At 71.1% G+C, this 26,730-nt stretch carries 22 protein-coding genes; 9 read left to right on the top strand and 13 right to left on the bottom strand.

Translation table 11 applies throughout. The annotated features are described in order from the left end of the window. Positions 1 to 3: 3 nt before the first annotated feature. Positions 4 to 1,158, bottom strand: coding sequence for an acyl-CoA dehydrogenase (locus tag AB0D14_RS34360; RefSeq protein ID WP_362786912.1), 1,155 nt, complete (start codon positions 1,156 to 1,158; stop codon positions 4 to 6). After that, entirely contained in the window at positions 1,158 to 2,363 is a 1,206-nt protein-coding gene (locus AB0D14_RS34355; protein ID WP_362786910.1) for an amidohydrolase family protein, read from the bottom strand. Before AB0D14_RS34355 ends, AB0D14_RS34360 begins: the two co-directional genes overlap by 1 nt. Positions 2,364 to 2,561: 198 nt before the next feature. Here AB0D14_RS34355 and AB0D14_RS34350 point away from each other — a divergent pair, with 198 nt between their 5' ends. After that, the gene (locus tag AB0D14_RS34350) at positions 2,562 to 4,085 is read left to right on the top strand and encodes an AMP-binding protein (RefSeq protein ID WP_362786908.1); all 1,524 of its coding nucleotides are present in this window, start codon (positions 2,562 to 2,564) and stop codon (positions 4,083 to 4,085) included. Here the strand turns inward: AB0D14_RS34350 and AB0D14_RS34345 are convergent. Continuing rightward, positions 4,064 to 4,576, bottom strand: a complete 513-nt coding sequence (locus AB0D14_RS34345; protein WP_362786906.1) for an EF-hand domain-containing protein — start codon at positions 4,574 to 4,576, stop codon at positions 4,064 to 4,066. The two genes, AB0D14_RS34350 and AB0D14_RS34345, sit on opposite strands and share 22 nt — an antisense overlap. Positions 4,577 to 4,739: 163 nt before the next feature. Next, positions 4,740 to 5,114: an STAS domain-containing protein gene (locus AB0D14_RS34340; RefSeq protein WP_362786904.1), complete on the bottom strand. Its 375-nt coding sequence runs from the start codon at positions 5,112 to 5,114 to the stop codon at positions 4,740 to 4,742. A 488-nt stretch (positions 5,115 to 5,602) separates the two neighbouring features. Between AB0D14_RS34340 and AB0D14_RS34335 the strand changes: the two genes are divergently transcribed. Both AB0D14_RS34335 and AB0D14_RS34330 read left to right on the top strand, forming a co-directional pair. Then, entirely contained in the window at positions 5,603 to 6,262 is a 660-nt protein-coding gene (locus tag AB0D14_RS34335; RefSeq protein WP_362786903.1) for a sigma-70 family RNA polymerase sigma factor, read from the top strand. 218 nt (positions 6,263 to 6,480) lie between these two features. Further along, positions 6,481 to 7,719, top strand: coding sequence for a maleylpyruvate isomerase N-terminal domain-containing protein (locus AB0D14_RS34330; RefSeq protein WP_362786901.1), 1,239 nt, complete (start codon positions 6,481 to 6,483; stop codon positions 7,717 to 7,719). 142 nt (positions 7,720 to 7,861) lie between these two features. Here AB0D14_RS34330 and purU read toward each other — a convergent pair whose 3' ends face one another. Beyond that, positions 7,862 to 8,746: a formyltetrahydrofolate deformylase gene (gene purU / locus AB0D14_RS34325; protein ID WP_362786899.1), complete on the bottom strand. Its 885-nt coding sequence runs from the start codon at positions 8,744 to 8,746 to the stop codon at positions 7,862 to 7,864. Between the two features lie 132 nt (positions 8,747 to 8,878). Then, on the bottom strand, positions 8,879 to 9,379 hold the full coding sequence (locus AB0D14_RS34320) for a hypothetical protein (RefSeq protein WP_362786897.1): 501 nt from the start codon (positions 9,377 to 9,379) through the stop codon (positions 8,879 to 8,881). Positions 9,380 to 9,496: 117 nt separating this feature from the next. Between AB0D14_RS34320 and AB0D14_RS34315 the strand changes: the two genes are divergently transcribed. After that, on the top strand, positions 9,497 to 10,828 hold the full coding sequence (locus tag AB0D14_RS34315; RefSeq protein WP_362786896.1) for an ABC transporter substrate-binding protein: 1,332 nt from the start codon (positions 9,497 to 9,499) through the stop codon (positions 10,826 to 10,828). Positions 10,829 to 10,932: 104 nt separating this feature from the next. On the opposite strand, the gene AB0D14_RS34310 is transcribed toward AB0D14_RS34315, so the two are convergent. Both AB0D14_RS34310 and AB0D14_RS34305 read right to left on the bottom strand, forming a co-directional pair. Next, positions 10,933 to 13,029 (bottom strand): hypothetical protein, encoded by a 2,097-nt coding sequence (locus AB0D14_RS34310; RefSeq protein WP_362786894.1) that lies wholly within the window; start codon positions 13,027 to 13,029, stop codon positions 10,933 to 10,935. A 278-nt stretch (positions 13,030 to 13,307) separates the two neighbouring features. Continuing rightward, on the bottom strand, positions 13,308 to 14,693 hold the full coding sequence (locus tag AB0D14_RS34305) for a transcriptional regulator (protein ID WP_362786892.1): 1,386 nt from the start codon (positions 14,691 to 14,693) through the stop codon (positions 13,308 to 13,310). Between the two features lie 328 nt (positions 14,694 to 15,021). Between AB0D14_RS34305 and AB0D14_RS34300 the strand changes: the two genes are divergently transcribed. The 3 genes from AB0D14_RS34300 to AB0D14_RS34290 all read left to right on the top strand — a co-directional run bounded on the left by AB0D14_RS34300 (position 15,022) and on the right by AB0D14_RS34290 (position 18,282). Continuing rightward, a complete protein-coding gene (locus AB0D14_RS34300) occupies positions 15,022 to 15,681 on the top strand; it encodes a bifunctional DNA primase/polymerase (protein ID WP_362786890.1) in 660 nt (219 codons plus the stop codon). A gap of 178 nt (positions 15,682 to 15,859) precedes the next feature. Further along, positions 15,860 to 16,630, top strand: coding sequence for an ABC transporter ATP-binding protein (locus tag AB0D14_RS34295; RefSeq protein ID WP_362786889.1), 771 nt, complete (start codon positions 15,860 to 15,862; stop codon positions 16,628 to 16,630). Then, the gene (locus AB0D14_RS34290; protein ID WP_362786888.1) at positions 16,627 to 18,282 is read left to right on the top strand and encodes a transporter; all 1,656 of its coding nucleotides are present in this window, start codon (positions 16,627 to 16,629) and stop codon (positions 18,280 to 18,282) included. The genes AB0D14_RS34295 and AB0D14_RS34290 overlap by 4 nt, the downstream gene beginning before the upstream one ends. Positions 18,283 to 18,410: 128 nt before the next feature. On the opposite strand, the gene AB0D14_RS34285 is transcribed toward AB0D14_RS34290, so the two are convergent. Together AB0D14_RS34285 and AB0D14_RS34280 are read right to left on the bottom strand one after the other, a co-directional pair. Continuing rightward, a complete protein-coding gene (locus AB0D14_RS34285) occupies positions 18,411 to 19,424 on the bottom strand; it encodes an alpha/beta hydrolase (RefSeq protein WP_362786886.1) in 1,014 nt (337 codons plus the stop codon). A gap of 786 nt (positions 19,425 to 20,210) precedes the next feature. Continuing rightward, positions 20,211 to 20,903: a metal-dependent transcriptional regulator gene (locus AB0D14_RS34280; RefSeq protein WP_362786885.1), complete on the bottom strand. Its 693-nt coding sequence runs from the start codon at positions 20,901 to 20,903 to the stop codon at positions 20,211 to 20,213. Positions 20,904 to 21,173: 270 nt separating this feature from the next. Between AB0D14_RS34280 and AB0D14_RS34275 the strand changes: the two genes are divergently transcribed. Then, positions 21,174 to 21,932 carry an SIS domain-containing protein gene (locus AB0D14_RS34275; RefSeq protein ID WP_362786883.1) on the top strand — a complete coding sequence of 253 codons (759 nt, stop codon included), beginning with the start codon at positions 21,174 to 21,176 and terminating at the stop codon, positions 21,930 to 21,932. Positions 21,933 to 22,031: 99 nt separating this feature from the next. On the opposite strand, the gene AB0D14_RS34270 is transcribed toward AB0D14_RS34275, so the two are convergent. Continuing rightward, entirely contained in the window at positions 22,032 to 23,417 is a 1,386-nt protein-coding gene (locus AB0D14_RS34270) for a PAS domain-containing protein (protein WP_362786882.1), read from the bottom strand. Between the two features lie 547 nt (positions 23,418 to 23,964). Next, positions 23,965 to 25,065, bottom strand: coding sequence for a citrate synthase 2 (locus AB0D14_RS34265; RefSeq protein WP_362786880.1), 1,101 nt, complete (start codon positions 25,063 to 25,065; stop codon positions 23,965 to 23,967). Between the two features lie 313 nt (positions 25,066 to 25,378). On the opposite strand from AB0D14_RS34265, the gene pdxH reads away from it, so the two are divergent. Further along, a complete protein-coding gene (gene pdxH, locus AB0D14_RS34260; RefSeq protein ID WP_362786879.1) occupies positions 25,379 to 26,044 on the top strand; it encodes a pyridoxamine 5'-phosphate oxidase in 666 nt (221 codons plus the stop codon). A gap of 49 nt (positions 26,045 to 26,093) precedes the next feature. On the opposite strand, the gene AB0D14_RS34255 is transcribed toward pdxH, so the two are convergent. Then, the gene (locus AB0D14_RS34255; protein WP_362786878.1) at positions 26,094 to 26,702 is read right to left on the bottom strand and encodes a TetR/AcrR family transcriptional regulator; all 609 of its coding nucleotides are present in this window, start codon (positions 26,700 to 26,702) and stop codon (positions 26,094 to 26,096) included. Between the last annotated feature and the right edge of the window lie 28 nt (positions 26,703 to 26,730).

The following is a 26,730-nucleotide window of genomic DNA, read 5'->3' as shown; positions in this document are numbered from 1 at the left end:
AGGTCACCGTCCCTTCGGGAGGCCCAGGATCCGCTCGGCCACGATGTTCCGCTGGATCTGCGAGGTGCCGGCCGCGATGGTGTACGAGAGCGACGACAGCCGGTCGACCGTCCACTCCCTGTCGAGGTCGAGCCCCTCGGGGCCCAGCACCTCCGCCGCCGCGTCGTACAGCTCCTGGCGTGCCTGCGAATACCTCAGCTTGAAGACCGAGCCGCCCACGCCCGGCACCCCGCCGGTCCGCTCGGATTCGCTCACGTTCCACTGCGTCAGCCGCCACAGGGCCCGGAACTCGGCGTTGAGCCTGCCGAGCCTGCGGCGCAGCGGCACGTCGTCCCAGCGGCCGTTCTTGTGCGCCTCGTGGGCCAGTTCGCCGAGGACGCGCCGGCAGGCGACCACCTCACCCACGAAGGCGGTGCCGCGCTCGAAGGACAGCGTCACCATGGTCACGCGCCAGCCGTCGTTCTCCTCGCCGACCCGGTGGGCGACGGGCACCCGCACCTCGTCGAGGAAGACCTCCGCGAACTCGGCCGAACCGGCGAGCGTACGCAGGGGACGTACCGTGATCCCCGGCGCGTTCATCGGCATCGCCAGCCAGGTGATCCCGCGATGCTTGGGCGCCTTCGGATCGGTGCGCACCAACAGTTCGCACCAGTCGGCGACTTCGGCGTGCGAGGTCCAGATCTTGGAGCCGCTCACCACGTAGTCGTCGCCGTCCCGGTGCGCGCGGGTGCGCAGTGCCGCGAGGTCGGAGCCGGCATCCGGCTCACTGAAGCCCTGGCACCACACCTCCTCGCCGCGCAGCACGGGCGGCAGCCAGCGCGCCCGCTGTGCGGCGCTCCCCTCGGCGGCGATCGTGGGACCGGCGTGCAGCAGCCCGACGAAGTTGGCCCCGACATAGGGGGCGCCCGCCTTCTCCGTCTCCTCCAGGAAGATCAGGTGCCGGGTCGGCGTGGCACCGCGGCCTCCCGCGTCCACGGGCCAGTGGAGCCCCGCGTACCCGGCGTCGTACAGCAGGCGCTGCCATCCGAGGTCGTACGCGCGCCGCCCGGGCCAGTCGTCGGGCGAGGGCTTCGCGGGCAGCCCGGGAAGCACCTCGGCGAGCCACTCCCGCAGCCGCGCCCGGAACTCCTCGTCCTCGGGCGAGTACGAGAGGTCCATTACTTGTCGCGGTCCCGGTCCAGATCCAGGTCCAGCATGCGGATGGCGTTGCCGCGCATCAGCTTGTAGACCGTTTCGTCGTCGAGGCCCTTCACATGGTCGAGGGCGACCTCCTTGGTGTGCGGGAAGGTCGAGTCGACGTGCGGATAGTCGGTCTCGAAGGTCGCGTTGTCCCGCCCCACCACGTCCAGCGAGGCGATCCCGTGCTTGTCGCGGAAGAAGCAGCAGAAGATCTGCCGGTAGTAGTACGTGGACGGCGGCTCGGGGATCAGGTCGCGCACCCCGCCCCAGGCCCGGTGTTCCTGCCACACGTCGTCGGCGCGCTCCAGGGCGTACGGGATCCAGCCCATCTGCCCTTCGGAGTACGCGAGTTTGAGGCGCGGGAACTTCACGAGCACACCGGAGAACAGGAAGTCCATCATCGACGCCATGGCGTTGTTGAAGCTCAGGGACGCCTGGACGGCGGGCGGGGCGTCCGGGGACGCGGCGGGCATCTGGCTGCTGCTGCCGATGTGCATGTTGACGACCGTGCCGGTCTCCTGGCAGACGGCGAAGAACGGATCCCAGTAGCCGGAGTGGATGGACGGCAGACCCAGATGGGTGGGGATCTCGGAGAAGGTCACGGCCTTCACACCGCGGGCCGCGTTGTGCCGGATCTCGGCGACCGCGAGGTCGATGTCCCAGAGCGGGATGATGCACAGCGGGATGAGCCGGCCGCCGCTGTCGCCGCACCACTCCTCGACCATGAAGTCGTTGTACGCGCGCACGCAGGCCAGCGCGACCTCCTTGTCGTGCGCCTCGGCGAAGGTCTGCCCGCAGAATCTCGGGAAGGTCGGGAAGCACAGGCTTCCCTCCACATGGTTGGCGTCCATGTCCTTGAGCCGCTCGGCCGGATCCCAGCACCCCGGCCGCATCTCCTCGCGGGTGATGCCCTCCAGGGTCATCTCGTCCCGGTCGAAGCCGACGGCGGCGATGTTGCGCTTGTACGGGAACTTCAGGTCCTCGTAGATCCACCAGTCGGTCGGCGGCCCGTCCGGGTCCATCGTGATCCGGTACTTGCCGGCCACATAGGCCAGCTCGCCGATACCGGCCGTCAGCGGCTGGGGGCCACGGTCCCGGTACTTCTTCGGCAGCCAGGTCTCGAAGAGGTGCGCGGGCTCGATCACATGGTCGTCGACGCTGATGATCCGAGGCAGTTCGGTCATGAGTCCAGCCCTCTCCGGCGGCAAATCTGATGACCCGTCAGAGGGCAGGCTAGCTCCGCACCCCTGGACCGACAAGGCGCCGAGGCCTACGCTCTGGCATCAATCTGACTACCCGTCAGTTCACAGCCGGCTGTGTTCACCCGTCAGCTGTACTCACCCGTCAGCCGTACTAACCCGTCAGCCGTGAGGAGTACGGGCATGCCCACCGACACAGGCACAGACACCGCACACGCGCTGGGCGCCTCCCGCACGTTCTGGGAACTCGTCGAACGCCGCGCCGCGCTCACCCCCGACCGCCCCGTCCTCCTCCAGGACGACCGTTCCCTCACCTTCGAGGAGCTGCGCTCCGGCGCCGAGCGGACCGCGGCGGGCCTGCACGCCATGGGCGTAGGACCCGGGACCGTGGTCGCCTGGCAGCTGCCCACGCGGATCGAGTCGGTGCTGCTCGCGATGGCCCTGGCCCGGCTCGGGGCCGTCCAGTCACCGGTGATCCCCTTCTACCGGGACCGCGAGGTCGCCTTCGCGCTGCGCGCGTCACAGGCCGCCTACTTCGCCGTGCCGGGCTCCTGGCGCGACTTCGACCACACCGCGATGGCGGAGCGCCTCGGGGCCCGGGGCGTCTTCGAGGCGTACGACTCGCTCCCCGCCGGAGACCCGTCGGTGCTCCCCGCCCCACCCACCGGCGGCACCGACGTGCGCTGGATCTACTGGACCTCCGGAACGACGTCCGACCCCAAGGGCGTGCTGCACACGGACCGTTCGCTGATCGCCGGCGGCTCCTGCCTCGCCCACGCGCTGCACCTGTCGGCCGCCGACATCGGCTCGATCGCGTTCCCCTTCGCGCACATAGGCGGCCCCGACTATCTGGTCATGCTGCTGCTGTACGGGTTCCCGGCGGTCCTCTTCGAGAAGTTCGCGCTGCCGGACGCCCTGGAGGGCTTTCGCAAGCACGGGGTGACGGTGGCGGGCGGTTCCACCGCGTTCTACTCGATGTTCCTGGCCGAGCAGCGCAAGCAGCCGGGCACCAGGCTCATCCCCTCACTGCGCCTCCTCGCGGGCGGCGGGGCCCCCAAGCCTCCCGAGGTCCATCACGCCGTCGTACGCGAGATGGGGGTCCGGCTGACCCACGGATACGGCATGACCGAGGTCCCGATGATCACCATGGGCTCACCGGACGACTCCGAGGAGAACCTCGCGACGACCGAGGGAAGGCCTCCCGAGGGCATGGAGATCCGGATCGTGGAGGGGGAGGTACGGCTGCGCGGGGAGGCGGTCTGCCGGGGCTATCTGGATCCGGCGCAGACCGCGGAGGCCTTCGACGACGACGGGTTCCTGATCACCGGGGATCTCGGACACCTCACCGGGAGCGGCCACCTCGTCCTGACGGGCCGCCTGAAGGACGTCATCATCCGCAAGGGCGAGAACATCTCCGCCAAGGAGATCGAGGACCTGCTGCACCGCCATCCCGCCGTCGGCGACGTCGCGGTGATCGGGCTGCCGGACACGGAGCGCGGCGAGCGGGTGTGCGCGGTGGTCGAACAGCCGGCCGGAGCCCCGCCGATCACCTTGGCGGGCCTGTCGTCCTATCTGCGCTCGGAAGGGCTGTCCGTGCACAAGCTGCCGGAGCAACTGGAGGTGGTGGACGCCCTTCCGCGCAACGAGACCCTGCGCAAGGTGCTCAAGTACCGGCTCAGGGAGCGCTACTCGGGCACCGTGAAGTAACGAGCGAAACCGCTCACGATCTCCGGCTCGGTGACAAGGCCGTCGGTGTCCGCGTCGAGCGCGCCGGCCGCGGTGGCGGCCGTCCCCTCGGACACGCCCAGGGCCTTGAGGATCCGCGCGGTCTCGTCGACGGTCACGGAGCCGTCCCCGTCTCCGTCCGCGATGGCGAGCGCCGCGTCCAGGAAGGGGCGGGCGATCTCGGCGAACCGGTCGGGGTTGTCGCGCAGCCGCTTCACGGCTCCGTTCACGAACTCCTCGCGGGTGATCCGCTGGTCACCGTCACGGTCCGCTATGCCGGCCATGCCCTGCCAGAAGGCTTCCGCGCCGATGTACAGGGCCTGGCCCTTGTCGCACCGGGCCGTCGTGCCGAACTCGGCGAGCAGCGCCTTGGTCGCCGCGTTGAAGTCCTCGCGGTCGATATAGCCGTTGCCGTCCTGGTCGAAGGTGGCGAACCGGGCGGCGATCTTCCGCTCGTACTCGGTACTGACCATGTCTTTCGAGCCGCCTTACATCACGTGGGTGCGTCTGGCAGCGAGCGTACGACTCCCGGGCCCCTCGGGGAGTGGGAAAACGACGCTTGTGCCAAGACCGGGGGAAATCCGCGACAGCGCCGTCACGGACGTACAGGATGATCTTCCCCCTACGTGGCAGAAATCACGCCGAGAGCGAGCTCGACTCGTCGGCGACGGCGGCATCGACATCGGGATACACGTCGAAGAGCCTGCGCACTCCGAGGGCGCCGAGAACCCGGTTGACGTGGGAACCGTCCACCGCTCCCTGCGCGGGGAGAATCAGGCGGAGGCGTCCCTGGCAGGAGCGGATCAGCCGTCGGCCGGCGATCAGGACACCGACGCCACTGGAGTCGCAGAACAGGACTTCCGACAGGTCCAGGACGACGTCCCGCCGCCCGTCGGCCACCGCGCTGTGCATCCGCTGCCGCAGCACCGGTGAGGTCACCAGATCCATCTCACCCGAAACCTGCACGACGGCCCAGCCGCGCTGCTCGCCTTCGGTCACCCTGAGCGTCACGCGTCTGTCCTTCGCTCGACGATGTCGGACCCCGGACGACCCGGAACGACCGGCCCGGCACAGCCGACCCGGAAACATCCGGACCGGAGCTGCCGGAACTGCCGGAACGGAACTGCCCGACCGGGAACGGAAGCGGAAGCCATTCCTTCGCTTCCCTGGTGCGTGGCTGCCCCGCCTCTCCCTCTATGAAACACGGAATATCGAATCGAAACGTTCCCCAGACAGGCTGTTCCGGTCATCAACGTTCCGGCCCGGTCGGGCCCGATCAGGACAAGTCGGGACACCTGTACGCACAACGTGAGTTCACATGCGCACAACGTGATCGGGGCCCTACCACCCGGACCCCCTCCAGGGGCGCGCATTGCCACAAAGGGGCGTGCGTCGTCACAGCTGCCGACTACATTCGGAAGGAAGCCGGAGAGCAGAATCCGGTGGACACAGTGGACACAGGGACAGGCGCACGGCACGAGCGGGGGCGAGGGGGCCGCATGACCAGGAGGGACACGCCACCCCGCTGGGACCGCAAGATGCAGCAGCGGCTCGCACGGGGCGAGGCTGCCGCGCTCGGCGAGCTCTATGACCGATTCGCTTCGCTCGTGCACGGTCTTGCCCATCGCGTGCTCGGCGATGAGCGGGCGGCCGACCGCATCACCCGCGAGGTCTTCTCCCACGTCTGGGAGAACCCCGAGTCGTACGACCCGAAACAGGGGCCCCTACGCTCCTGGGTCGCCACGCTTACCCACCGCCTCGCCGTGCAGCGCCTGCGCACCACGGAGACCGCGGCGCTCGCGCAGGACGGCATGGACGACACGACCGGCCTGACCTGCACGGACGGCACGACCTGCACGGACGGCACGGACGGCACGACTGCGACTGGCCTGACCGGCACGGAGGAGCTGGAGCGCAAGGTCCGCCGCGCCTCCGTGGCCGCCCGCGCCGACTACATCGTCACGTCCATGCCCACGCCGCTGCGGGCCGCCCTGGAACTCGCCTACTTCCAGCGCCGCGACTACCGCCAGACCGCCGCCGACCTGGGCGTCACCGAGGACGAGGCCCGCCGTCGCCTGCGCCTGGGCCTCCAACTCCTCTCCACGGCCCACGACTCCGGCCCCTCCGGGACGCCGCCCGAACACGGGAGTACCCGGTGAACAGCGCGAACCCCTTCGGGTCGTACGGCGAGGACGAGGACGAACCGGACCCGCGGAAGCGCGACGGTCGGCCGGACCCCCAGGACGGGGGTCCGTCGGGCCTCCCTGAGCGCGCCCCGAGAAGCCCGCAAGACCCAGGAGACCCGGGAGGCTCGGGAGGCTCGGGAGGCTCGGGAGGCCGAGGAAACCCGGGAGATCCGGGAGGCTCCAAGCCGCCGGTGGGCGGGGGCGGGCGCGGTTCCGATGAGTCTCGGTTCCCGCGCATACCCACGCCGCGCTCGTCCGTCGAGGACACGGGTCTGCCTCTGCCCGCCCCTGCTTCCGCGCCCTTCCCTCCCCCCACACCCCTCGTCCTCGAACACCGGGTCCTCAAGGCCCTGCTCGGCGCATGGGCGCTGGCGGCCTGCTCCCCTGAGGAGACCGCGGCCGTCGAGGACCACCTCGGCGACTGCGGCACCTGCGCGGACGAGGCCCTGCGCCTGCGCGAGGCGGTGGGCCTCCTGCACCCGCCGGAGAGCCTCGACCTGGACCCCTCCCTGCGCACCCGAGTCCTGGAGGCCTGCCTGGGCCGCCGCCCGCCCCGCATCCCGGTCCCCTCCTGGGCGACTCCGTACGACGCGGAGACGGCCCGCCTGGACCAGCTGCTCCAGGACATCGGCGACGCGGAGTGGCATGCCCCGGTGCGCCTGCGCTGGTTCAACGGCAGCGAACCGACGAGCCGGCGCACCACCGTCGCCGGAGTGATCGCCCACCTCCTGACCGTGGACGGCCTCGTCGCCCGCGCGCTCGGCCTGGACGACCCCCTGGAAGCCGCGCCGGACACCCCCACACCCGCGGGCCGCACCGAGGCCTTCTGGCGCGCCGCCCGCTTCCCGCCCACCCGTTCCGTACGCGGCCCGTGGCGCGAGCAGACCCACAACCTCGTCCGTACGGTGGCCTTCGCGGGCGGGGGCTCGGGCAGGCTGCCCGTACCGTACGGCGACTTCGAACTCCCGCTGCGGGACTCGATGCTCGACCGCGCCTTCGAGACCTGGGTCCACGCGGGAGACATCGCGGACGCCGTGGACTACCCCTACCAGCCGCCCTCGCCCCGCCATCTGCACGCGATGATCGACCTCGGTGCCCGGATGCTCCCCTCGGCCCTGGCCGCCCGCCGTCAAGCAGGCCTCTCGGCACCCGGCCGGACCCGCCACCTGAAAGCGGCCGACACCCCGGGCCGCAGCCTCCGCCTGGAGATCGAGGGCCTGGGCGGCGGAGAGTGGCTCATCCCGCTCGACTCGCCCGCCGCGCCGGCCTCCCCCGAGCACGAGGTGGCCCACGTGGCCCTGGACGGCGTGGAGTTCTGCCAGCTGGCAGCGGGCCACGTCTCCCCGGAGGAAGCGGCAGCGGGCCAGGTGGGAGACCGGGAGGCGATCAGCGACGTCCTCTTCGCGGCGGCGTCACTGAGCCGTATGTGACGTCAGCAACGGGGTCGGGTCAGGGCGACGCGACGTGCGTGACAGAGACGCGACGGTCCCCTACGCGGCTATGCGCCTACGCGCCCCGTAACCGTGCGCCCCCGTACTCGCGCACCCTCGCAACCCTTGCGCCGTCGCGCCCTCAGGCGAAGACGACGGTCCGCCGGCCGTTCAGCAGAATCCGCCGCTCGGCATGCCACTTCACGGCCCGGGCCAGCGCCTGGCACTCCACGTCACGCCCCACGGCGACAAGCTGCTCAGGGGTGACCTGGTGTCCCACCCGCTCGACCTCCTGCTCGATGATCGGCCCCTCGTCGAGGTCGGCCGTCACATAGTGCGCGGTCGCGCCGATCAGCTTCACCCCGCGCACGTGCGCCTGGTGGTACGGCTTCGCACCCTTGAAGCTCGGCAGGAAGGAGTGATGGATGTTGATGATCCGCCCGCTCAGCTGCTTGCAGAGGTCGTCGGAGAGCACCTGCATGTACCGCGCGAGCACCACCAGTTCGACGTCCTGCTCGCGCACCAGCTCCAGCACCTGCGCCTCGGCCTGCGACTTCGTGTCCTTGGTGACCGGAATATGACGGAACGGCACGCCGTACGAAGCTACGAGTTCGGCGAAATCCGTGTGATTGGACACCACCGCCGCGATCTCGACCGGCAGCGCCCCGGTCCGCGCCCGGAACAGCAGATCGTTCAGGCAGTGCCCGAACTTGCTGACCATCAGCACGACCCGCATCTTGTCCTCGGCCCGGTGGATCTGCCAGTCCATCCGGAAGGAGTCACCGATCGCCGCGAAGCTCGCCCGCAGCTTCTCCACCGTCACCGGCGGCTCCGCCGAGAAGTGGACCCGCATGAAGAACAGTCCCGTGTCGTGGTCACCGAACTGCTGACTGTCCTCGATGTTGCACCCGGTCATGAAGAGGTAACTCGACACGGCGTGCACGATGCCCTGCTTGTCGGGGCAGGAAAGCGTCAGGACGTACTGGTCGGGACGCGCGGGCTGCTCGGGCGCGGACTGCTCGTTCATGCACGCCAGGGTCCCACAAACCCGCCAGGCCCAGCCCACGCGTCCCGACTGCCGGACGCGGTCTCCAGGGGCACGCGGCTAAAACCTCAGAGCCTTGCGTCACGCCCCCGGCCGGAGACGTGACACGGGCTCTCAGGCAGACCGAGTCATGATCCGCAGCACGTCGAGCGTCTGCGGCGGAACGTCGGGTTCCTCCCCGTCGCTCGCCGCCATCCGTACATGGGCGTCCCGAGCGGCCCGCACAGCCTCCGGCCATCCCTCGTGGTCGAGATAGGCGGAGACGGGAGCATCAGGCCCGACCTGATGCATGATCCGCAGCACCCGCAGCACGGCGGAGTCGACGAGCGCCGCCTCCTGCGAGTCCCGGAAGATCGTCCCCACGTATTTCTCGGCGGACCAGTTGTCCAGCCAGGTGTCCTCGACAAGGCGGTAGACGGCGTCGGTCACATCCCCGTACCCGTCGACCCCCGCGAGCCATATCTCCCGCTGGAACTCGGTGTCGGAAAGCATGTGCAGCGCGGAGCGCACATTGCTGCGCCAGCGCCACCACGGCATATCGTTCAGTGGCATGCCGCCCATGGTGGATGAGCGACGCCCGCGACGGGAAGAGTTCTCCGAACCTTGCACGGTCACCGATCGTACGTTCCCGCCGGATCGGCCCGTCCCGCACCCCGTTGTTCACCTGGCCGTCACCGTGCGTTGACCGAGGGTCACACCGGCCGTAGCGGTGCAGGGGAATCGTGCGTGTCCATGACCGGTCGGCGACACACCCGTACCTTCCTTCCCGCCCTTCGCCTCCCCATCGCCAGGACCAGGACCAGGACCAGGACCAGGACCAAGGCCAGAGTGCTGTCCGCGGGCGCGCTGGCGGTGTGTGTGTCGACAGCGGCGGGGTGCGGTGTCGTCCCCGGTACCACGGGGGGTTCGGGGGGCGGCACCGTCACCGTCATGACGTGGGCGCCCGAGAAGACCGGGGCGACCAACAAGCCCGGCATGCCCGCCATGGCAAAGGCCTACGCGCGCTGGGTCAACAACCACGGCGGCGTCAACGGCCGCAAGCTCAAGGTCCTCACCTGCAACGACCACAACGACACAGTGGCCGCCGCGAACTGCGCCCGCCGCGCGGTCAAGGCGGACGTCGTCGCGGTCGTCGGTTCGTACAGCCAGCACGCCCGCTCCTTCTTCTCCCCGCTGGAGGCGGCCGGCATCCCGTATCTCGGCGGATACGGCGTCACCGACGACGAGTTCACCAGCCCGCTCTCCTACCCGGTCAACGGCGGCCAGCCCTCCCTGCTGGCCGGCCTCGGCCAGCAGCTCGCCAGGGCCTGCGGCCCGGTCACGCTCATCCGCCCCGACACGACCGCCGGCGACGAACTGCCCGTGCTGCTCGACGCCGGCCTGACCGCGGGAAGGCACTCGGCCTCCGTCGACCAGCGGGCCGCCGAGGACGCCACGGAGTACTCGGGGCACGCCCGGCGTGCGCTGCGGCGGGCCTCGACGGATCCGCAGAAGGAGGAGGGGTGCGTGATACCCGCGCTCGGCGACCGCACCGACACCTTCATGGACTCGTTCCGGCGGTCCCGCGAGAACTACCCGGCGGTGCACACGGCCTCCGTGCTGGGCAGCGTCGACCAGTCGATGATCGACGCGACGGGCAGTACGTACGAGGGCGCGTACGTCACCGGCTGGTATCCGGCATCGAGCGACAAGCGGTGGAAGCCGATGCGCGAGGTCATCCGCGAGGAGGCTTTCGGCGACAACCGGATCGACGTCGCCGACCCCGGCGTGCAGACGACCTGGGTCGCGTACACCGCCCTGACGAAGGCCATCGAGTCGCTGGGCGGAGACGAGGTGTCCGCGCGAACCCTGCGGCGCACGCTCGACGACGGGTTGAGGATCGACACGGGCGGGCTGACGCCGACCCTGAGCTGGAGCTTCCGGGACCTGATCACGGCGAGCGGCTTCCCGCGGCTGGTCAACGCGGACGTGACCTTCCAGGAGGTACGCGAAGGCAAGCTGGTCACGGAGCGCAGGGGTTTCGTGAACGTGTCGAAGGTGCTGGAGAACGCAGTGGCGTCCTGACCGCGGACGCCTCCGTGACGGTCACAGCCGGCCGGTGATCACACTCGCCGGCCGACCAGCGATCGGAGCCGGCCGACCTTTGACGGGAGCCGGTCCGCCGGGGATCAGAGCTGGCCCGGCTGGCGCTCCGTCAGCTTGTAGGTCTGCGCGATGGAGTTCCACAGCTTCGCGGCCTTGGCCTTCTGGATGGTCGCGGTGCCGCTCTGGCGGTTGCCCGCGACGGTCTGGCCCGTGGAGCGGGCCTGGCCCTTGCGGCAGCCCTTCTTGCCCGCGGCCTGATCGGCCCACGCCGCGTAGTGGGTGTCCGCCGCGGCGGAGGCCTTCCAGGCGTTGTTGAGCGCGGCGGTCAGCTGCGCGTGGTTTTCGAGCTTGTCGACGGAGAGGTCCGCAAGCCGCGTGACCAGGCCGTTGCGCTGCTTGGCGGCGTTGCGCAGGTCGGTGGCCGCCTGGCCGAGGTTGTCGCACTTGCGTACGTTGCCGACGGCCTTGACGACCGAGTCGCGGCTGTTGCCGCTGTCCGCCAGGAGCTTGTCCAGGGCGACGGCCTGCGCCTCCTCCGGTCCTGCCGACGCGGAGGCGGAGCCGTCGGTGGCGGGTGCGGTCGCCGCCACCGTCTTGTTCTCGTCGTTCTTGTCCTCGTCCCCGCCGCCACCGCTGAGCAGGGCGCCGGCGCCGATGCCGAGTACGGCGATGCCCACGCCGACGACGGCGATGACGGGAACGCGGGAACGGCGACGAGGGGGACGGCCACCGTGGCCACCCGGGCCCTCGGGGGACGTCGGTGCGCCGGGACCACCGGGGGCGCCGGGGGCGCCGGGGGCGGACGGTATACCGAATCCGGCGGGGGTGCCGAACGCGGGCGAAGCGCCCCCCGGTTGTCTCCCCTGCTGCCCCTGCTGTCCTTGTTGCCCCTGCTGCCGCGAGCGCGGCTGGTCGAACCGGGGCAGCTGCTGTGTGGAGCCCGCGGCGTCGGCCCCGCCACCCGCCCGGAAGAGGTTGTCGAACTCGGCGGGCGGCTGCTGCCGGTTCTCCGGCCCGCCCGCCTGTGCCCCGTACCCGGCCGCGCCGGGCTGTGCGGGCACCGGCGCCATGAACTGCGTGGGCTGGGCGTCGGGATCCACAGCCGGGGGCAGGGGGCCCGCGCCGCTTGTGCCGGACATCGGTCCGGGGCCGTCCTGCGGGACTCGGCCGAGGTACCGGGTGGACTCGGCGGACGTCGCCTCGGGTGCCGTACCGGCGGCGGGCATCTCGGGCGGCAGCGCACCCGGGCCGACCGGAGGGAGGAACTGCGTGGCGCCCTCGTCCATGGGCGCGGCCGCTGCGACGGGCGGCAGGAACTGGGTCGCACCCTCGTCCATGGGGGCGGCGGGCGGCAACGCACCCGGACCCGCCCCGGCGGAGGGGAGCGGCGCGGCCGGCCCGCCTCCGGAAGCGTTCGGGTAGCCGTATCCGCCCGGTCCCTGGCCGTGTCCCTGTACCGGCCCGTATCCCTGTACCGGCCCTTGTCCCTGTCCCTGTCCCGGCCCTTGTCCCTGCGGTCCGGCGGAGTTCTGCGCCTGTGGCGCGGCGGGGCCGGTGGGAGCCTGCGGGGCGCCGTATCCGTCGGTGGTCCGACTCCGGCCGTCCTGCGGCTGGGGTATCGCGCCGCCCGGTGTCTGCGGGGCGCCCCACTGACCGCCGGAGCCCTGTGTCCCGTACTGGGCCGAGGGATCGGTGTACTGCGAGACCTGCCCGCCGGGCACGCCCCAGCCCGAGGCCGGCCCACCGGGACCCGGACCCTGTCCGCCCTGGTTCTGCCCGCCCTGGCCCTGGCCCTGCGCGGAGCCGTCCCAGCCCGCCGGGGTCTGCGCTTCCTGGCCGCCGGTTCCCTGAGGCGAAGCACTCCAGCTCGAAATCTGCGGGGCCGGGCCCTGAGCCGCGCCCGGGCCCGCCTCGGGTGTGCCGTAGCCGTAGCCCGGTGTCCCCTGGCCCTGGTCCGCCCCATGCGATTCACCCGCGGGTGAGTAGTCCTGCCCGGGCTCCTGAGGGTCCTGCGGAGCCGGGCGCGGGCCCCACGGCTGGTCCCAGGCCTGACCGCCCGCCGGTATCGCGCGGTCGCCGGTCTGGCCCGGCAGGAGGGGCTCGCCGCCGTCGGACGGCAGCACGATACCTTCGCGCGCAGGTCGCGCCGAGGGCTCGTCGCCCTGTCCGTTGTGCGTCACCGGGACTCCTACGAATGGGGGACCTTCGGAACCGTCGGTTCACGCTACCGGGTCCCCGCGGGCCGGTGCCACGCAGCACAGGACGTGACTGCCGCCACCGGGGACAGCAAGTGACAAACCGCCCACCATAACGCTGTTCGAGCCCCTGTTTCACGCCTACTTTCACTACGCGTGCTTCGATTCCCGCCAGTTCAGGCCCTGGAGGCAGTCCCCAACCTCCAGGACCTCTATGACTTCCATGGCTTCCATGACTTCCGCGGACAGGTCCTGGGCCAGTCCTAGGCCGCCGCCTGAAGATCCATCCGCGCACCGAACTCCCGGACCACGGGCTCGTCCCGGTACGGCTCCAGTCGCTGCTGGAAGTCGTCCAGGTATTCCGCGCCCCGGTTCGACCGCAGTGTGCCCAGCAGCTCGACCGCGCGCAGACCCGTGTGGCATGCCTGCTCCACCTCGCGCTGCTGCACCTGAGCGGTGGCCAGCAGCACGTACCCGATCGCGCGTCGCCGGGCCCGTGACTCGGGGTGGCCGGCGAGGGACTCCTTCGCGCGCCGAGCGGCCGCCTCGGCCTGCCCCAGGTCCCGGTGGCAGTGCGCCAACTCGTCGGCGAGATAGGCCCCGTCGAAGTGTCCGATCCAGCGCGGGTCGTCCCCGGACTCCGGATCGGCCTGCTCCAGCGCCGACACGGCCCGGCCGGACGCCGCCTGCGTCTGGCGGGCGTCGCCCATCAGTGCGTGTCCCCGCGCCTCCGCGGCGTGGAACATCGACTCCGCGCGCGGTGTGACCCGCCCGCGCGTGCCCTCCTGCGCCGCCCGCGCCAACTGCGCGATCTCCCGCGGGTTGCCGAGCTGCGCGGCCAGGTGACTCATGGACGCGGCGAGCACGTACCCGCCGTACCCGCGGTCGCCCGCGGCCTGCGCGAGCCGCAGCGCCTGGATGTAGTACCGCTGCGCGAGCCCCGGCTGCCCGGTGTCGACCGCCATGTAGCCCGCCAGCTCCGTCAACCGCGCGACCGCCGCGAAGAGTTCACGCCCGACCGCTTCCCGGTACGAACCTGCCAGCAGCCCCGAGACGACACTGTTCAGGTAGTGCACGACGACCGGGCGCACATGCCCGCTGCCGTACTGGTGGTCGAGGTCGACGAGTGCCTGCGTCATCGCGGTCACCGCCGCCACGTCGGACTGTCCGACCCGCGGCCCTGCCGAACGCGAGACCTGCGCGTCCGGCGAGGAGATCAGCCAGTCCCGGCTCGGCTCGACGAGCGCGGAGGCCGCGACGGACGAGCCGGACAGGAAGTCCCGGCGCCCCACGTCGCTGCGCCACAGCTCGCAGACCTGCTCGATCGCGCCGAGGACCGTCGGCGAGAACTGCAGTCCCACGCCGGAGGCGAGGTTCTTGCCGTTCGCCATGCCGATCTCGTCGATCGTGACGGTCCGGCCCAGCTTGCGGCCCAGCGCCTCGGCGATGATCGCCGGTGCCCGGCCCCGCGGCTGCTGTCCGCGCAGCCAGCGTGCGACGGACGTCTTGTCGTAGCGCAGGTCGAGACCGTGCTCCGCGCCGCACATGTTGACCCGGCGGGCCAGACCGGCGTTGGAACAGCCCGCTTCCTGGATGAGCGCCTGCAGTCGTTCGTTCGGCTGCCGTGCGACGAGAGGCCTTGCGGCCATTGGCGTACCCCCTGTGGCTGCGGTGCCTGCCCACGCGCACCGAGTTGATGAGCCCTCAGTGACCGGGACCTCGCCGCCCCCCGTGAGAGGTGCGAAAAGATCCGGCCTCGAAGATCAATGCCCCGCGGACATACCGAAGATGCGAGACATACGAGGATTGCCGGGATAAAGGCTGTTGCCTGCCCCTCACAGAGCTACCCACCACCCGCTGCCGCCTCCCCTGCGCGCCCCCACAGATGCATCCATGCGCCCCACGCGTGGGTTCGGTGCTCCTCCCCCGCGCGCGTAAGGCCCGTAACCAGTGGTGGGTGCGGGAGTTGAGTTCAGCGTGGAAGAGACCATCGCAGGCACCGAGACCGCCCAGATCCCGAAGCAGCGTGGCGAGTCGCTGCAGGACACAGCCGTGCGCTATGCCGAGGAGCGCCATTGGGACGTGTTCCCCGGCACCTGGCTGGAGGCCGTCGACGGCGTGCAGTGCTGCTCGTGCCGTGAGCCCTCGTGCGCCATGCCCGGCGCACACCCGGCGCGCGAGGACTGGGCGACGGTGGCGACGGGCAGTGCGACCGTCGCCCGCCGGCTGTGGGCGAAGCAGCCTGTGGCGTCGATCCTGCTGCCGACGGGGCGGACGTTCGACGCGATCGACGTTCCCGAGACCGCGGGGTTCCTGGCGCTCGCGCGGATGAGGCGGATGGAGCTGACACTCGGGCCGGTCACCTGTACTCCGGACCGGCGGATGCAGTTCTTCGTCCTGCCGGGCGCCGCGGCGAAGCTGCCGGACCTCGTACGGAAGCTGGGGTGGCCGCTCGCCTCCCTCGATCTGAACGTGCTCGGGGAAGGTACGTATGTGGCTGCGCCGCCCACGCGGTTCGGGGCGCGGGGGGCCGTGCAGTGGGCCTGCCGGCCGACCCCCGCGAATCGGTGGCTGCCGGATGCGGAGGAGTTGATCTCGCCGTTGGCCTACGCGTGCGGGCGGGACGCTCGTCGGTAACGGTGGCCCTCCGGGCGGGTGCGGTCACATGTCGGCTGCGGGCCGGTGGGGGTGGGCCGCGCCGTTCCCCGCGCACCTGAAAAGCGGGGATGCGCCCCTTCTTCTGTGCTTTCAGGGGCGCGGGGAACTGCGCGATCGGCCACGACGAACCCGCGGAGCGCCCCGTATCGTGCCTCGCATGACGGTTGCGGTGCGGGTGCAAGGGCTCTGGAAGCGGTTCGGGGAGCAAGTGGCCGTCGCGGGGATCGATCTGGAGTTGCCCTCGGGGCAGTTCATCGGTCTGGTCGGGCCCAACGGGGCCGGGAAGACCACCACCCTGTCGATGGTGACCGGGCTGCTGCGGCCCGATCAGGGGACCGTGGAGGTCGTCGGGCACGACGTCTGGCGCGACCCCACCGAGGTCAAGGCCCGCATCGGAGTGCTCCCCGAGGGACTGCGGCTCTTCGAACGGCTCTCGGGGCGGGAACTGCTCGCGTACACGGGCCGTTTGCGCGGACTTCCCGGTGCGGAGGTCGACAAGCGGGCCACCCAACTGCTCGACGTGCTCGACCTCGCCGGGGCGCAGCACAAGCTGGTCGTCGACTACTCCACGGGTATGCGCAAGAAGATCGGCCTGGCCGCCGCGCTGCTCCACAACCCCGAAGTGCTGTTCCTCGACGAGCCGTTCGAGGGGGTCGACCCGATCTCCGCGCAGACGATCCGCGGCGTACTGGAGCGCTACACCGCCTCCGGAGCCACTGTCGTCTTCTCCTCCCACGTGATGGAACTCGTCGAGTCGCTCTGCGACTGGGTCGCCGTACTGGCCGCGGGCCGTATCCGCGCCCACGGCCCGCTCGCCGAGGTCCGCGGCGCCGCACCCTCCCTCCAGCACGCCTTCCTCGAACTCGTCGGCGCGAACGACCGCGACACCGGCTCCGACCTCGACTGGCTGGGCGGCGGAGCCCGATGAGCACCGGCGCCGCCTCCACAGCTCCTGTCCCCCCTGCCGGCCCCATCATTCCCGTCACGCCCGCCACGTCCGTCACCTCCGTCATCGTGCGACTGAAGCTGGCCCTGCTGCGCAACGGTCTGCGGCAGTCGGCCGGGCGGCGGGCCGCGTACGTGGCGTCGCTCGTCGCCGTACTGCTCTTCGCCGCTCTCCAGCTCATCGGTCTGATCGCACTGCGCGGCAACCCGCACGCGATGAACGTCACGGTGCTGCTCACGGCCGTGCTGGCACTCGGCTGGGCCGTGATGCCGCTCTTCTTCTCCAGCGGCGACGAGACCCTCGACCCCACCCGCCTGGTGATGCTGCCGCTGCGCCCGCACCCTCTCGTCCGCGCACTGCTGGCGGCGTCACTGGTCGGCGTAGGGCCGCTGTTCACGCTGCTCATGCTCATCGGTTCGGTCGTCGCGACGGCCCACGGCGCGGCGGCGTACGTCACCGGCGTCGTCGCGATCGTCCTCGCGCTCCTCGTCTGTGTGGCCCTGGCGCGGGCCGTCGCGACCGCCAACCTCCGCCTGCTGACCAGCCGCAAGGGCCGCGACCTGGCCGTGCTGAGCGGTCTGGTGATCGCCGTGGGCATCCAGGTCGTCAACTTCGGGGCACAGAAGCTCGGCACGTCGGGCCTGTCCTCACTGGACCCGGCGGCGGACGTACTGCGCTGGGTGCCGCCCGCGTCCGCGCTCGGCGCCGTGGACTCCGTCAGCGAGGGCTCGTACGCCGTCGGGGCCGCCCAGCTCGTGCTGACAGGCCTCGCGTTGGCGGCGCTGCTGAGCTACTGGCAGCGGAGCCTCACCCGGCTGATGACGTCGCCTGACGGTTCGACGCTGCAGGCCGCCGAGCCCGTACGGGACAGGGCGGGGCGCTCCTCCGGGCTCGGCCGGCTGCTGCCGGCCGGGCGCACGGGCACGGTCATGGAGCGCAGCCTGCGGTATGTGTGGCGGGACCCGAAGACGAAGGCCGCGTGGGTGACGTCGCTCGTGATCGGCCTGATCGTTCCGCTGTTCAACGCGTTGCAGGGGGCCGGCTCGATCTACTTCGCGTGCTTCGCCGCGGGGATGCTCGGCATCCAGATGTACAACCAGTTCGGGCAGGACACGTCCGCGTTCTGGACGGTCGCGATGACGATCTCCTCCACCCGGGACGCGTATGTCGAGCTACGGGGGCGGGCGTTGGCCCTTCTGCTGATCACACTTCCGTACGCCACCCTCGTCACCGTCCTGACGACGGCGCTGCTCGGCGACTGGCCTGCCCTGCCCGAGGTGCTCGGCCTCTCCTTCGCGCTGCTCGGCGCGATGCTGGCGACCGGCGCCTGGGCCTCCGCCCGCTTCCCGTACTCGATCCCGCAGGAGAGCTACAAGAACGTGGCTCCCGGGCAGGCGGGTCTGGCCTGGATCGCGATCTTCGGCGGCATGCTCTCGGCCGCGCTGCTGTGCGCCCCCGTCATCGCCCTCACCATCTGGCTGCACGTCTCGGCGGGCGGCGAGGACTGGACCTGGCTGCTGCTGCCCCTGGGCACCGCGTACGGCACCCTGCTCACCCTGGCGGGCCTGCGCCTGGCCGCCCCCCGAACGGCCCGCCGCCTACCGGAGATCCTGGCAGCGGTGAGCCGGGGCTGAGCGGACGCGGGCCTGCGCCCCGCGGGGGCGCGCTTCGACGGCGCCAGGTTTCCGGGCACCCCGGCGGAACCCGAATCCCAGGGCACTCCCAGGGCACCCCCGGGGCACCCCGAGGGCCTGTTCGGGCCCTAGGGAAGCCCTTTGGTGCTGAGCACCTCGTCCAGGAAGGGCTCAACCGCCGCGCGCCACGCGTCCGGCTGGTCGTAGTGGATGAGATGCCCCGCGTCGGCCACCTCCGCATACCGCCCGTCGGGCAGCACCCGGACCATCTCCTGGGACTCGGCCCGCCCCAACTCACCGTCGAGGCCACGAACGACCAGCGTGGGGCAGCGCACCTGCGCCAACTCCTCCCAGTGCGCGTCGAACACCCACGTCTCCCGCGACTTGAGCATCTGCTCGGGCTCGAAGACGGGCCGCCACCCGTCCTCGTACTCGGCCATGACCTCGGCGTAGAACTCCCCGCGCGACGGAGTCGGACGCTCCACCCAGGGATCGTCCTCGCCGAACCACTTCCGTACGTCCGCGAGCGTGGCGAACGGAACCGGCCAGGACTTGAACCAGTTCTCCCACTCGCGCTGCGAGGCGGCTCCGAGCGCGGAGGCCCGCATGTCGCAGATGACCAGCCCACGCACGAGGTCGGGGCGCCTGGCCGCGAGCTGCCAGGCCGTCAGGGCGCCCATGGCGTGGCCGACGAGGACGGCCGGGGCGAGGCCCAGCTCTTCGAGGGCGGCCTCCGCGTCCTCGACGTACGCCCCGCGGGTGTACTCCGTCTCCGGTGGCTTTTCGCTCTGTCCGTGACCCCGCTGGTCGAGGGCCACGGCCCGGTGCCGCTCGCCGAGCCAGCGGGTGGTGGACGCCCAGTGCGAGGCCCGGCCCATGAGTCCGTGCAGTAACAGCACGCCGGGGGTGTGTTCGAGCCCGCTCGTTCGCGTCCCGGCAGGATCGCTCCTGTCCGGACCGCTCCGGCCCGGATCGCTGCCGCTCTGATCCCTGCCGCTCTGATCGTTGTCGTGCCGATCGTTGTCGTGCCGATCGTTGTCGCCCTGACCGTTGTCGGGCGAATCGGCCTTGGGAGGGTCTGCGAACTCCCAGGCGGCGAGGCGCACCCCGCCCGCACCGGTCACGTCGATGCGCCGCACCATACGCTGGCACCCCCCATTGATCCGCTCGGTCGGTTCGTCCCGCACGAGCCGGCCGTTCTACTCGTACCGTTGGTCGTACCACTGCTCCTGCTGGTTGTTCCCGCTTAATCCGTAGTCGTTCCGTCACGCACAGGCTATCGAATACGTATTCGAAAATGGGATCCTTGGCAGCAACACCCCTCCTTCGAGTGACGTCCCTCAAGGATTGATCGCCGCCGCCCAGGGGAGATCTTCATCGGGAGGCGGGCCGCTCGGGGAAGACGGTCCGAAGGGGATGACCCTGGGAGCTCGGGGCTCCGGGTCAGCACAGGGGAGGACAGGCCCCGGCGCCTCAAAGCGCCGGGGCCCTCCTCACGTCCGCGGCACATCCTTACGCCCCCTCCCCGACCGCTCGTCGGCGCCGCTGCCGTCACGGTCAAGAGCCCTCAGGTCATATGCCTCTCGCGACAGCCTCGCACGCGAACGGCCCGTCCGCTGCAATTCCACACACTGAATCTCTGTTTCTACGGGAACGCCGAGGTCGGGCAACTGAGGGGCATGTGACGTGAGTTGACGGCGAGGTTCACAGCCGGACGAGGCGGCCCCGAAGGGCCCTGGTCAAGAACTCCGCCGGCGACGCGCCCCCGGGCACGCCGCCGCGCACGCCCGCGCACAATCAGGCGCGCGGTACCGCACAACCGGCCGGCGGAAGAGCTGGAAACCGTCCCCCGCGCCGGTACGAACCTGTGCGCACAGCGCACAGAGAGCACAGCGCAGAGAGCAGAGCGCACAGCGCAGCGCTCCGTCCTACCGCTTCGCCACGAACACGTGGGACGCCACGTCCGACTCCAGCTCAGCGGCTTCCCCGCCGCTGCCCACGAGCACCCCGCCCGCGGACTCCGTCACGCTCACGACCGAACCCGGCTGCACGCCCGCCCGCCGCAGCGTGTACATCAGCTGCGCGTCCGTCTGGATCGGCTCACCGATACGGCGGACGACGACCGTCTTGCCGTCAAGACCGGGATCGAGGTCGGCCAGCGACACCATGCCCGCGTCCAGGAAGGGGTCCGCCCCGTCCTTCTCACCCAGCTCCTCCAGGCCCGGGATCGGGTTCCCGTACGGCGACTCGGTCGGGTGGCGCAGCAGCTCCAGCACCCGCCGCTCGACCGCCTCGCTCATCACGTGTTCCCAGCGGCACGCCTCCGCGTGCACCTGCTCCCACTCCAGACCGATCACGTCGACGAGCAGACACTCGGCGAGGCGGTGCTTGCGCATCACGCGCGTGGCCAGCCGGCGGCCCTCCTCCGTGAACTCCAGGTGACGGTCGCTGGCCACGGCCACGAGGCCGTCGCGCTCCATGCGCGCCACGGTCTGGCTGACGGTCGGCCCGCTCTGGTCGAGCCGTTCGGCGATCCGGGCGCGCATGGGGACCACACCTTCCTCCTCCAGCTCGAGGATGGTGCGGAGATACATCTCCGTGGTGTCGATCAGTCCGGACATACGTGCCCCTCGATTAGCTCTGCCGGCGGCTGGGTGGCTCACCGGCCTGTGCGCTGGCCCTGGCAACAATTCTGACGCATCCCGCTGACAACCGTGCCGCGCCGTTTGGACCACGTGGTGACGAGTGCCTGCGGGATTCGGCCGGGCCCGGCACCCGGCCGGGTGGAAAGGGGCCCTCGCCCCCCAGTGTCGCCCCTTCGGAGCGTATTGACACAGCAGTGGTCCAGACCGCAACGTGATCCGCGACACCACAGCGGAAGGGCCTTCCCGATGAGCGACAGCAAGCTGGCCAGCCAGTTCTTCGACGCCGCGATCGGCTTGCTGCAGCGGGTGCGGGACGAGGAGGCCGAGGCGATCGAGGCCGCCGGGACGATGATCGCCGACACGGTCGCGGACGGCGGTCGGCTCTTCGCCTTCGGCGCCGGGCACTCGTCACTCGCCGCTCAGGACCTCGTCTACCGCGCGGGCAGCCTCGCCCTGGTGAACCTGCTCGCCGTGCCGGGCGCGGTCGGCGTCGACGTCATGCCCGCGACGCTGGGCTCCGCGCTGGAACGGGTCGACGGCCTCGCGAGCGCCGTCCTCAGTTCCAGCCCGGCCCGCTCCGGCGACCTCCTGGTGATCGTCTCCCTTTCGGGGCGCAACGCCCTCCCCGTCGAGATGGCCCTGAGCGCCCGCGCCCTCGGCCTCAAGGTCATCGGCGTCACGTCGGTGGCGTACGCCACGGAGACGAGGTCCCGGCACACCTCGGGGACGTACCTGAAGGACCACTGCGACGTCGTCCTCGACTCGAAGATCGCGATCGGCGACGCGGAGCTGACTCTCGACACCATTGCGGCGCCCTTCGCCTCCGCCTCCACGGTCGTCACGTCGGCCGTCCTCCAGTCGGTCATGGCCACGGCGGCGGGCACCCTCGCGGACCGCGGGATCGAGCCTCCGCTGCTGCGGTCGGGGAACGTGGACGGCGGCCTGGAGTGGAACGACCGCGTCTTCGAGGAATACGCGGACCGGATCTTCTACTGGCGACGCTGAGACCGCGGGACGACCGTGGCGGGGCGCACGGTTCCCCGCGCCCCTGAAGGACGGGCCCCCTCACCGCCAGCCCTCTCCGCCGTCAGCCCCGCCCCGCCATCAGCGCCGACGCTCCAGCACCGCCGCCAGATCCAGCGCCGCCGCGATCCGGACGGCGACATCCTCCGCGTACATCGCGTCGAACCTCTCGAACTGTGTACGACTGCCGCCGCGCAGGAACGTGACGACACCCAGAGTCCGGCCGCGGCTGCGCAGCACCACGCACAGAGCGTGCACCGAGTCCGCCGGCCACTGACGGGTGACAGCCCAGTCACGGGCACGCTCGGACTCGACCGCCCCCGCACTGGCCCGTACGGAACCGATCCGCTCGACGCACTGGAAGGCCGGATGCCCCTCGGCGTACCGGACGGGCAGCCCTGCACGGCCCGCGGGCAGGCTGGGCCCCGGCGCACCGGAGGGCGTGGCGGCGCCCCGTACGAACCGCACCGGCGCTTCCCCGTCCGGCACCGGTCCCCCGGACACCCGGTCGATCAGCGCATGGTCGGCGAACCCGGCCAACGCGAAGTCGAGGTGGACGGACGCCGCCTCCACGGGGTCCTCGCACTCGGCTGCCGCGCGCGCGGCCCGGTGCAACTGATTGGTCCTGAACCGCAGCAGCGCCGCTTCCTGCTCGGTCTGCTTGCTCTCGGTCACGTCCTGGAAGAGCCAGGCCACACCGAGCGGAACCGGCTCTTCCGCGAGCGGCGACGCGAGCCGCAGAAAGCCGCTGCGCCAGCAGCGGCGCTGCTCGCCCTCCGCGGTCCGCAGCGTCACCCACATCTCGGCGGGCGCGGGCGGCGCACCCTCCGACAGCACGTGCGTGAGCGCGCTCTCCAGTTCCTCCACCCCCTGCGCGAGCAACTCGCCCAGGGGGCGCCCCAGCAGGGTCGTGCGTCCCGTGCCGAGCGCCCGCGCCGCGTGCGCGTTGACCACGGCGGGCCGCAGGTCGGCGTCGACGAGCACGACACCCCAGGAGGCGTCGTCGAACAGCGCCTCGCTCAGGGCGATCGACCGCTCCAGGTCGATCTGCGCGTGCACCTCGCTGAAGGCGCAGTACACCCCGGCCGGCTTCCCGTCCGGACCCGGCACGGCGGCCGACTGGGTCCGTACGAGCACCCTGCCGCCCTCCTTGGTGAGCAGCGCGAACTCGTGGACCTGCCGCCCCGGAGCCTGCATCGCGGACAGCAGCCGCCCCTCGACCTCCTCGGCGTCCGCGGGCCGCACGGCCCAGCCGGCGAACCCGTGCCGCCCGACCGCCTCGGCCACGGTCCAGCCGAGAATCCGCTCCGCCTCCCGGTTCCAGTGCGTCACCACTCCGTCGGCGTCGAGCGCGCACAACGCGGCGTCCATCCCGTCGAGCAGAGCGGCGAGCAGATCGGCCCCGTCCCTCTCCGGCTCGTCCGGCCCGAGTTCGCCCGTGGTCCCACTACGCCGCGAAGCACTCACCTGGCACCCCCTGCAGGCCGTGTCGGCGTGTCCTGCGCGGTGTGCCCGCGCGTCTGTTCACTCACTGAGAACACTACGAATCACTCACTGGAAATCATTCAACTCGAACGTGACGCAGCCCACATCTGGTTCCCACAAGATTGAGGAAATCGTTGCGTGCGGAAACTTCGGCCCCGTGTCCCAAAAAATAACTTGAACGCCGCCGCGACGCTTCTTAGTGTGTGGCTACACACGAATGGAGGTGATCGGGTACATGTATGAAACCCGGACGCGTGAGGTGGCTGCGGGCTAGCGGCCCGTCACCACACACAGTGCGGTGCCGGACCAGCGCGTGAGACGAGCGTGCAGCCGGCCCAATCTCAAGCAGTCACCCGACCCGCGTGCTCGCCGGTAAGTCCGGCCGGCTCCCTCCTCGGAGGGGACCCGAGCGCGCGGGTCGCCTGCGTTCCCGGCCGGGCGGCTTTTTCCGGGGCGGTCCCCCGTACGTGACACACGTGTGGCGGCGCTCCATGGAACGCCGCCACACGTGCCGTACACACACACGATCTCAGCGGGCGATGTCCTCGTAGCCCTGGACCTCGCGCGGGTTGCGGGTGCCGGGGCCCGTGTAGCGCGCGGAGGGCCGCACGAGGCGTCCGGTGCGCTTCTGCTCCAGGATGTGCGCGGACCAGCCGGCGGTACGGGCGCAGGTGAACATCGAGGTGAACATGTGGGCCGGGACCTCGGCGAAGTCGAGGACGATGGCGGCCCAGAACTCCACGTTCGTCGCCAGGACACGGTCCGGGCGCCGGGCGTGCAGTTCGGCGAGGGCCGCCTTCTCCAGGGCCTCGGCGATCTCGAAGCGGGGGGCTCCGAGTTCTCGGGCGGTGCGGCGGAGCACTCGCGCGCGCGGGTCCTCGGCGCGGTACACCCGGTGGCCGAAGCCCATCAGCCGCTCGCCCTTGTCGAGGGCCTGCTTGACGAACGCCTCGGCGTCGCCCGTGCGTTCGATCTCCTCGATCATGCCGAGGACCCGCGAGGGGGCGCCGCCGTGCAGCGGACCGGACATGGCGCCGACGGCTCCGGAGAGGGCCGCCGACACGTCCGCGCCGGTGGACGCGATCACGCGGGCGGTGAACGTGGACGCGTTCATGCCGTGCTCGGCGGCGCTGGTCCAGTAGGCGTCGACCGCCGCCACGTGCTTCGGGTCCGGCTCGCCGCGCCAGCGGATCATGAAGCGTTCGACGACGGACTGCGCCTTGTCGATCTCCCGCTGCGGGACCATCGGCAGGCCCTGGCCGCGGGCGGACTGGGCGACGTACGAGAGGGCCATGACCGCGGCGCGGGCGAGGTCCGCGCGGGCCTGCGCCTCGTCGATGTCGAGGAGCGGTTTCAGGCCCCAGACGGGGGCGAGCATGGCGAGCGCGGACTGGACGTCCACGCGGATGTCACCGGAGTGGACGGGGATCGGGAACGGCTCCGCGTGCGGCAGGCCCGGGTTGAACGCTCCGTCGACGAGCAGCCCCCAGACGTTGCCGAAGGAGACGTGGCCGACCAGATCCTCGATGTCGACGCCCCGGTACCGCAGGGCGCCGCCCTCCTTGTCCGGTTCGGCGATCTCCGTCTCGAAAGCGACGACTCCTTCGAGTCCGGGTACGAAGTCGGACATCAGGCGGCTCCTCATGATGTGTGCGACGTGGGTGTGATCGTGCGGTTACGCGGTCGCCTCTGGGACTCGCGGTCCGTACGTCTCTCCGGTTCATGCCCCGAGCGGTCGGCGGTCACCCAACCTCTTGGCAGCAGGACGATATCCCTTGGTGCAACCTTTGGGGAGAGTACGCGGCACCGAGTGCCAGGCAGTGACGAAGACCACGCCCGCCGACTGCCTTCTGACGCCCCCTCACCTCTTCTCACGCCCTCTCACGCCCCTGCACGCCCTCGCACGCCCTCGCGCACCGTTCGGAGTACGGCAGGATGACCGGGTGACCGACAGTGAACCCCTCCCTGACCCCGCGTCGATGCGCGAGCAGTACCGGGCCGAGGGAATCGACGAGGCCGAACTGGCCGACCACCCCATGGAGCAGTTCGCGCGCTGGTTCGTCCAGGCCGCGGCGCGGGGCGCGGTGTACGAGCCGAACGCGATGGTCGTCTCCACGGCGGACGCCGAGGGGCGACCCAGTTCCCGCACAGTGCTGCTGAAGCAGTACGACGAACGGGGTTTCGTCTTCTTCACCAACTACGAGTCCCGCAAGGCGCGCGAGCTGGCCGAGAACCCGTATGTCTCGTTGCTCTTTCCGTGGCATCCGGTGGCGCGTCAGGTCGTCGTCACGGGGACCGCTCGGCGTACGGGGCGGGATGAGACGGCCGCCTATTTCCGTACGCGGCCGCACGGGTCGCAGCTCGGTGCGTGGGCCAGTGCCCAGTCCGCGGTGGTTTCCTCGCGGTCCGAGCTGGACGCGTCGTACGCCGAGCTGGTCGAGCGTTATCCCGAGGGTGAGCAGGTGCCTGTGCCGCCGCACTGGGGTGGGTTCCGGGTCGCGCCCCGGGCGGTCGAGTTCTGGCAGGGACGGGAGAACCGGCTGCACGACCGGTTGCGGTATGTGGCGCTGGAGGACGGGTCGTGGCAGGTGGAGAGGCTCAGCCCCTGAGGGGCTCGCACCGCCGACCCTGGGGGCCGCGCCCCTGAAGACGCTCGGCTCAGCCCAAGGCCTCCTCCAGGATCTCTGCCCACTGGGTGACCACCCGGTCTCGTCGGGCCGCGTCGTCCGTGAGGAGGTTGGCCAGGCCCAGGCCCCGGGACATGTCGAGGAAGCCCTGGACGGTTTCGCGTACGCCGGGGCGGGATTCGTCGGCGTTCAGCAGTTCCACGGCTATGCGGTGCGTCTCGCGGCCGACCCGGCCCTCCAGCTCGGTCACGCGGGAGCGCAGCTGGTCCTCGTTCGAGGCGGCGACCCAGAGGTGGAGGGCGGCGCGGAACAGGGGGCCCGTGTAGAGGTCGACCAGGGCGGCGACGACGGCTCGGCGGTCCGTGGCGCCCTCGGGGAAGAGGGCGCGCAGGGCCGTGGAGCGTTCCTCGGCGACGTATTCGACGGCCGCCGTGAAGAGGTCCTCGCGGGTCGGGAAGTGGTGCTGGGCCGCGCCCCGCGACACCCCGGCGTGTTCGGCGACGACGGAGACCGTGGAGCCCGCCCAGCCGCGTTCGGCGAGACAGGCGACGGCGGCTTCGAGGAGGCGTTGCCGGGTGGCGCGGCTGCGGTCCTGTTTGGGGACGCGCTCCACCAGCGGCGCGCCGTTCACCGCACCCATGTCACCACGCCCACGTCATCGCATCCAT

Source organism: Streptomyces sp. NPDC048484 (genome assembly GCF_040651415.1).
Classification (GTDB): Bacteria; Actinomycetota; Actinomycetes; order Streptomycetales; family Streptomycetaceae; genus Streptomyces.
The sequence above is the reverse complement of the archived record's forward strand: the minus strand, read 5'-3'. Positions and strand labels throughout refer to the sequence as shown.